At 51.3% G+C, this 7,327-nt stretch carries 4 protein-coding genes and 1 pseudogene; 3 read left to right on the top strand and 2 right to left on the bottom strand.

What is annotated here, in order from left to right:
• Window positions 1-77 precede the first annotated feature (77 nt).
• Together V6E55_RS24555 and V6E55_RS24550 are read left to right on the top strand one after the other, a co-directional pair.
• Window positions 78-2,075 (top strand): annotated as a pseudogene (locus V6E55_RS24555) (clamp-binding protein CrfC); the annotation flags it as partial.
• Window positions 2,072-2,947, top strand: coding sequence for a YjcZ-like family protein (locus V6E55_RS24550; RefSeq protein WP_236920679.1), 876 nt, complete (start codon window positions 2,072-2,074; stop codon window positions 2,945-2,947). The pseudogene V6E55_RS24555 and the gene V6E55_RS24550, both read left to right, overlap by 4 nt.
• Before the next feature lie 49 nt (window positions 2,948-2,996).
• Here the strand turns inward: V6E55_RS24550 and kdgT are convergent, their stop codons facing one another.
• The gene (gene kdgT / locus V6E55_RS24545) at window positions 2,997-3,989 is read right to left on the bottom strand and encodes a 2-keto-3-deoxygluconate transporter (RefSeq protein ID WP_114979500.1); all 993 of its coding nucleotides are present in this window, start codon (window positions 3,987-3,989) and stop codon (window positions 2,997-2,999) included.
• Window positions 3,990-4,634: 645 nt separating this feature from the next.
• Between kdgT and proP the strand changes: the two genes are divergently transcribed.
• Window positions 4,635-6,137, top strand: coding sequence for a glycine betaine/L-proline transporter ProP (proP, locus tag V6E55_RS24540; protein ID WP_316944083.1), 1,503 nt, complete (start codon window positions 4,635-4,637; stop codon window positions 6,135-6,137).
• A gap of 35 nt (window positions 6,138-6,172) precedes the next feature.
• Here proP and V6E55_RS24535 read toward each other — a convergent pair whose 3' ends face one another.
• Complete coding sequence (locus tag V6E55_RS24535) at window positions 6,173-7,126, bottom strand: nickel/cobalt transporter (protein ID WP_108089431.1); 954 nt, start codon at window positions 7,124-7,126, stop codon at window positions 6,173-6,175.
• Between the last annotated feature and the right edge of the window lie 201 nt (window positions 7,127-7,327).

Here is a 7,327-nt window from a genome sequence, read left to right as displayed (position 1 = left end):
GGAACGGTCTGCGTTGTCGGGAAGATGCGTGATCTGATCCTTCAACTCAGCAAAAGTTCGATTTATTCAACAAAGCCACACCGGGTCAGAAGGAGCCAGTGCTGCATTTCTCTCATGTCTCGCCGATTGATGATTTGATCCGACTGCTACAGAAAAAGCTCTGCGATAACGATCGTGGGAAACTGGCTCAGCGTCTGGAAATTGATAAAGACATGAATATGCTGCTGGAGCGAATTGAAAAAGGGGAAGCTTTTGAGAAGCATCACCTGGGCGCGCAGCCGATATTTCATTGTCTGAAAAGCCTCAATGACCTGGTCAGACTCTCCCTGGCACTGGGTGTCGAATTTCCCTTCTCTGAGTATGCGGCTATCGAACACATTCCGGTGATTGAAGTGGAGTTCGTGCATCTTGCGGGTCTGGATGCTCACCTTGGTCAGCTGACACTACTCGATACCCCAGGGCCTAATGAGGCCGGACAACCGCATCTGCAAAAAATGCTTAGCGAGCAGTTGTCCCGTGCGTCGGCGGTGCTGGCAGTGATGGATTACACCCAGCTTAAATCTATTTCTGATGAAGAGGTCCGCCAGGCTATTTCGGTAGCGGGGAAATCAGTGCCGTTGTATGCGCTGGTCAATAAATTCGATCAGAAAGATCGTAATAGCGACGATGAAGAACAGATCAGAGCGATGATCTCTGGCACGCTCATGAAAGGCAATATTTCACCCGGGCAGATCTATCCTGTTTCATCAATGTGGGCGTATCTGGCGAACCGCGCCCGCTACGAGATGATCACCCACGGACAACTGCCTGATCATCAGGATCAACCCTGGGTTCAGGATTTTGCCGAAGCTGCCCTGGGACGGCGCTGGCGTACGGCGGACCTGGACGATATCGACCATATTCGTCATGCCGCCGATCTGTTGTGGGAAGATTCATTATTTGAACAACCGATACGCAAACTGATTTACGCCGCCTATGCCAATGCGTCGTTATTTGCGCTGCGTTTGGCGTCGCATAAGCTTCTAAACTACGCGCAAAATGCCCGGGAGTATCTCGATTTTCGTTATCAGGGGCTGACCGTGGCCTTTGAGGAACTCGAACTCAATATTACGCGGATTGAAGAGGATATGGCGCAACTGCGGACGCGTCAGCAGGTGGTTAGCGATGAAGTGAAGCATGAAGTCGAGGAAGCGCTGAATGCAACGGATGACTTTATGGCGTTGCAGAAAAGTGCGCTTCAGCAGGCGATTGGTCATATTTTTAGCCGTCACAATATTCTTGATTTAGCCGGGAGCGATCCGCTGAATCTTCGTCACGATGAACCGGAAGCGCTTAAACAGCTGATGCTGGAGGATGAGGGGCAGGCGCAGATTGTGCTGAGCAAAATCCGTTCATCCTGCGAGCTGGTCATGCTGGATGCGCAGACGAAGATCTGTCGGGAATTGGCGTTACGTTTTGATCAACTGGAGTCTACGCTGGCGCGTTCACTGAATGAAGCTATGAGGCCCATAGAAACGCGTATTAAAGAACATCTGAGCCATGCTGGTTTTCGAGCTCGGATTAGCTTCCCGGCGTTTCAGGCCAACCAGCTTAACTTCAACACGCGGGCGCTGTTTAACGATGCAATTGCACAGGATAACAGCCCGGCGGGTCAGCCATCTGGCGGGAGCAGCATGCGTGAAACGGTCTCTCGCTGGCTCAATAATCCTGGCTGGGGTTGGGATGATTATGTCGAAACGCGCACGCGTTATGTAATCGATATTGCACAACTACATGACAAATTTAAGCAACATATTGAGCAGTTTTGTGAACAAATCCGTAAAGCTTTATCCGCGCAGGTCGATGTCTCTGTTACGGCAGGAATGGCAACGTTCTTTGCAGAATTTTCGTTATGCCTGACCGGGTTACAGGAAAGCTTGCGTGATAGCCTCGCAGTGCGTCAACAAAATGAGCATTCGACCCGAGCGCTCTGCCAGTTGTTGAAGCAAAGTATCACTACTGCGACGTGGATTCAGGAAGATACCCGACTGTTACGCGATGACATTCAAACTCTATTCGCGGCAGAGCAACCATGACAACACAACTACTGGACGGTCCCGGGAGAACGCTGGAGTGCATTAATCCAAAATTTATGGTCGATCTGGTACAGGGGGTTGATGCGGCGCGTCATCCCCACCAGGGACCACAACAGCTGCAGTTTCGTGAGCGTTTGACTCAGGAGATCATGACGCATACCCGGCTACGACCCTGGGCAATGGCTGGAATGCTCAATGAAAATGCGGCGTTACGCCTTGGGCTGGCAGAAAAACTGGCCGGTATGCTTGACCCGGGTCATCTCGCGCTGACGCTGATGGCCGATAAACTGATGGCGCTGCGTCAGCAGACTCACCCGCGGGCTCCGCAATCACCGGGCCTGATGCAGCAGTACGCTGAACTCTCCTCTCATTTTACTCAACGTGCAGCTTATAAAGAAAAGGCGCTGACCCAACGCGGATTAACGGTGCAGGCGGGTGAGCACAGTGAGCAAATTTTTACCCGCTGGCGAGCCGGGCTCTATGATGGCTGGTCTCTGGCCGGGCGCTGCTTTGTCGTCCTGGAAGAACTGCGCTGGGGGGCATTTGGCGACGCATGTCGCCTGGCAAATGAAGATGTGTCGGCAATGCTCAAGGATAACTTACGCAGCATGGCGGCGAACTATCTGGCGCAAGGCATCAATGCGTCTCCCTCTACCCGCCATTTTTATCACCAGTGGTTAACGACGCCTGCTTCTCCTGGATTGATCGATCATAAAGATATGCTGGGCTGGTTGGGTGACTGGTGCCAGGCGGATAAGCATCCTGTGAGCTGGTCGGTGACGCAAAACTGGCAAACTGTCGCGCTGGGTATGCCGAGACTCTGTTCGGCAAAACGGTTGGTGGATGGGATGGTGGAAGAGATTTTTGGGTGAATCTCTTACCTCTGCCCCCCTCTTCTCACAGGGGGGAAGGAGTAATGTGTTAATGATTCATTTGTATTGGTTTCGGTTCAGGCTGGGTCTCTTGCATATTTCCGTAACGTTTCGCATACAGTGCCGTGATGATGGGCACCAGGATCGCGGTAACAATCACGCTGGCTGCAACCAGTGCCGTCGCTGACGCGGCCACCGGTTCGAAGGCCGGATTTATTTGGGCAATGATCACCGGGTTTGCTACCGCCGCACCTGCGGCTGAAGAGGCGGCAACACCCGCCGTTCCGTTTCCTCCCCCAATCACGCGGTCGGCAATAATCAGCGGAATACCGGTGATGATGATAACAGCCACACCCAGCACAATACCCAGTAGGCCTGTATCAAGAATGACGTTCAGGTTGATGGTGTTACCCAACGCGAAACCGAAGAATGGGATCAGTACCGGTGTGGCTTTGCTAAAGAAGTCACGCAGATCGTGGTCCAGGTTACCCAGGGCGAAACCGACCAGGAATGGCAGGATCGCGCCGACAAAGTGGTGGGGTTCAAATGATGCCAGGCCAGCAGACCCCAGAATCAGCATCGTCATCAGTGGGCCGGATTCCAGAGACATCAGTACAAATGCACCTGACTCTTCTTTCGTTCCATACTGGTTCATCAGGCTGGCATACAACCCACCGTTGGTCATATCCATCGCAGAGACAATTGCCAGAACTGATAAACCGGCGAAGAACCCGGTCTGAATTCCATTCTCCGGAATGAACATCGCGCATATCATTGCCACAGCCCAGGCAACCGCTATTTTGGTTATCACCAGCGTACCGGATTTACGTAATACGGTACCCGTTGCCCGTAAATTAATGGATGCTCCGATACAAAAGAACCAGACTGCCAGAATGGGGACAGTGCCGGTTATCATTCCTTTTGTGAAACCACCAAAATAGGCCCCGGTATCAGGAGCCAGGGTATTCAGGATGGCACCCAGTACCAGCGGAACCAGCATCATGCCGCCAGGTATGCGTTCTATCGTGGCCTTAATCTTCATATATAACCCTCACTCTGATCCCGCGAGGCGGGAGATGATCGATAGAAATAAGTCAATAAATTCAATTGATTGAGTCTTTTAATGTGTATTAATTTCGATAGTCATTCAGCAAAAGTAAATACGTGTTCTCGATTAGCCATGTCGGAGAACACGTGAAATGTTGTATTCGGATTTATCATGCGATCAATGGAATATTGATTCAACAAAAACAAAACAGTGTTTTAGTTATCTTTGTCACATATTCAATGTAAATTTTTGGATGTGTTCTTGATGGAGGGGGTTATGTAAATCTGATGTGAATTAATGCGATTTGTTTTTCCATTGCTTAAGAAATAATGACATGCGTGAGGATATTTTTCTGAAGGGATGAGGCGGCTCTTATTGGCGCTAATTGACAAATATTGTACTCAGCTGACCATATACGGGATTTAGTGTGAAGTTGATCACAAATATAAACGCTGGTAGGGTAAAAAGGTCATTAACTGCCCAGACAGGCGTCAACAGGTTCGGTTGTATCGACGTGAAACGTCAATGTAAGTAAACCTGCTACGCTTGAATAAGGCGATTCGCATGGAGCGGATCCCATGGTTCACAGAACGCAAGCTGGACTGTGAAACAGACAGGGCCGAGTCAACGAGGATAGCTATGCTGAGAAGGAAAAAGATTAAACCCATTACACTTCGCGACGTCACCATCATTGATGACGCAAAACTGCGTAAAGCCATTACCGCAGCCTCGCTCGGTAATGCGATGGAGTGGTTCGATTTTGGTGTCTACGGCTTTGTGGCCTATGCGTTAGGTAAAGTGTTCTTCCCCGGGGCTGACCCCAGCCTGCAGATGATTGCCGCACTGGGTACGTTTTCCGTTCCCTTCCTGATTCGCCCGCTGGGCGGCCTGTTCTTCGGTATGCTCGGCGATAAATATGGTCGCCAGAAGATCCTTGCCATCACCATCGTTATTATGTCGATCAGTACGTTTTGTATCGGCCTTATCCCGTCGTATGCCACGATCGGGATCTGGGCGCCGATCCTGCTGCTGATATGTAAGATGGCCCAGGGCTTCTCCGTGGGCGGTGAGTATACCGGTGCCTCGATTTTCGTCGCAGAGTATTCCCCTGACCGTAAGCGTGGCTTTATGGGGAGCTGGCTGGACTTTGGCTCGATTGCCGGGTTTGTCATGGGCGCGGGCGTAGTAGTACTGATTTCAACCGTGGTAGGGGAAGATAATTTCCTCGACTGGGGCTGGCGTATCCCGTTCTTCCTGGCCTTGCCGCTAGGGATCATTGGTCTGTACTTGCGTCATGCGCTTGAAGAGACACCAGCATTCCAGCAGCACGTCGAACAACTGGAGCAGGGTGACCGTGAAGGGCTGCAGGAAGGTCCGAAGGTGTCGTTCAAAGAGATTGCCACTAAGCACTGGCGCAGCCTGCTGACCTGTATTGGTCTGGTTATTTCTACCAACGTCACCTACTACATGCTGTTGACTTATATGCCGAGCTATTTGTCGCATAACCTGCATTACTCGGAAGATCACGGTGTACTGATTATTATCGCCATTATGGTTGGTATGCTATTTGTGCAGCCGATTATGGGCCTGTTGAGTGACCGCTTTGGCCGTCGACCGTTTATTATCCTGGGGAGCGTTGGGCTGTTTGCCCTGGCAATCCCGGCATTTATTCTGATTAACAGTAATGTACTGGGGCTGATTTTCGCGGGTCTGCTGATGCTGGCAGTGATCCTTAACTGCTTTATTGGGGTGATGGCCTCCACGTTACCCGCGATGTTCCTGACACACATTCGCTATAGTGCGCTGGCCGCAGCCTTTAACATTTCTGTGCTGATTGCCGGTCTGACCCCGACACTTGCTGCCTCGCTGGTGGAGAGCACGCAGAACCTCATGATGCCTGCTTATTACCTGATGGTGATAGCGGTGATTGGTTTGATTACCGGTATTGCGATGAAGGAGACGGCAAATCGTCCTCTGAAAGGGGCAACGCCTGCCGCATCCGATATCCAGGAAGCGAAAGAGATCCTGCGTGAGCACTACGATAATGTAGAGCAGAAGATTGAGGATATTGACGCAGAGATCGAAGAACTGCAGAAAAAACGCTCCCGACTGGTGGATCAGCATCCACGCATCAACGAGTAATAAAAGAAAACCCGCCAACGGCGGGTTTTCTTTTATTAGCATCCGGCGGCGATGTAGTCGCCATTGGCGCTGATGGGGATCACTGTCAGGAACAGGATCGTCGCAAACAGGATCAGGACTATCCCTCCGGCTATTTTGACTACCGGTACCAGCCATCTTAGTGAGGAGCTTCCTCCAAACCAGGCCACGGTGCGCTCACGGGCGTAACGTACTGCCAGTGAAAGTCCCATAATAGAGAGTGCCGTTCCCAGAGACATGGTCATTACTGCGGCCATCCCCCAGGTAACTATGCCCAGCGCGTTCGAGAACATCAGGATCATGATTGCCCCGCTACACGGGCGTGCGCCAATTGCCAGAATCACACCCAGGCGGGTTTTCCAGTCACCTTGTGTCAGATTCGCTCCCACACCATGGTGGCTACAGCCACAATGTTCGTCATGTTGATGGAGAGGCTTGATGGCTGAAATAGTCATCCTGTGCGGACGCAGGCTCTTAAGCGACTGGTAAATGATAAATGCACCAAATGCGCCAATGAGTACTGCGCTTATCTTCTCAACATACCAGCGGCTGGTACTGATATCCCCTGATGCGAGGTTAAACCCTACTGCCAGAATAAAGACGAAAAGAATGGCGCTGACGCCTTGCATCAGGCTCCCAAGGAAAGGGACGACCCGGGCGGCCAGCTCGCTTTCCTTATTTGTAGTCAGGTAGGTCGTCACGATGAACTTTCCGTGCCCGGGGCCAATGGCGTGGAGAACGCCATAAAGGAAAGCTCCCGTTAATAGCCATAATCCGCCGCTGTACTGGTGGTTATTAAGCTGCAGCAAATACATCACCAGATAACGGTGCAGCGTAATTTGTGTGGCCAGGCACCACTGGATAAAGGCATTCCAGTGCGTATGCAGGGTGAAACCGGCAAAGAGGATCGCCAGCAACATCAGTCCTGCTGTGGGGATACGCCAGTCACGGGTGAGGCGTTGTGTGGTCATGAAGGTGGCCTGCGGAGGAGAATATTTGCCGCTAGTATAGTTGATCTTCCTACTCGGTTCGCAGGATCACGCCAGGATCTATGAACAATTGTGGATAACTCTGTGTGTAAAAAGGTATAAAGCAGGGTTTTGCTGGGGAATGCAGCAGTCAGTCATTTTTTTGCAACTTTTCGGTTGCGGCCTGCGGAGAACTCCCTATAA

The sequence above is a fragment of the Enterobacter sp. 342 genome, from assembly GCF_036663495.1.
GTDB lineage: Bacteria > Pseudomonadota > Gammaproteobacteria > Enterobacterales > Enterobacteriaceae > Enterobacter.
The sequence above is the reverse complement of the archived record's forward strand: the minus strand, read 5'-3'. Positions and strand labels throughout refer to the sequence as shown.

Coding starts and splice junctions, on each gene's coding strand:
- V6E55_RS24550 (WP_236920679.1), top strand. CDS start 2,072: ATGACAACACAACTACTGGACGGTCCCGGGAGAACGCTGGAGTGCATT.
- kdgT (WP_114979500.1), bottom strand. CDS start 3,989: ATGAAGATTAAGGCCACGATAGAACGCATACCTGGCGGCATGATGCTG.
- proP (WP_316944083.1), top strand. CDS start 4,635: ATGCTGAGAAGGAAAAAGATTAAACCCATTACACTTCGCGACGTCACC.
- V6E55_RS24535 (WP_108089431.1), bottom strand. CDS start 7,126: ATGACCACACAACGCCTCACCCGTGACTGGCGTATCCCCACAGCAGGA.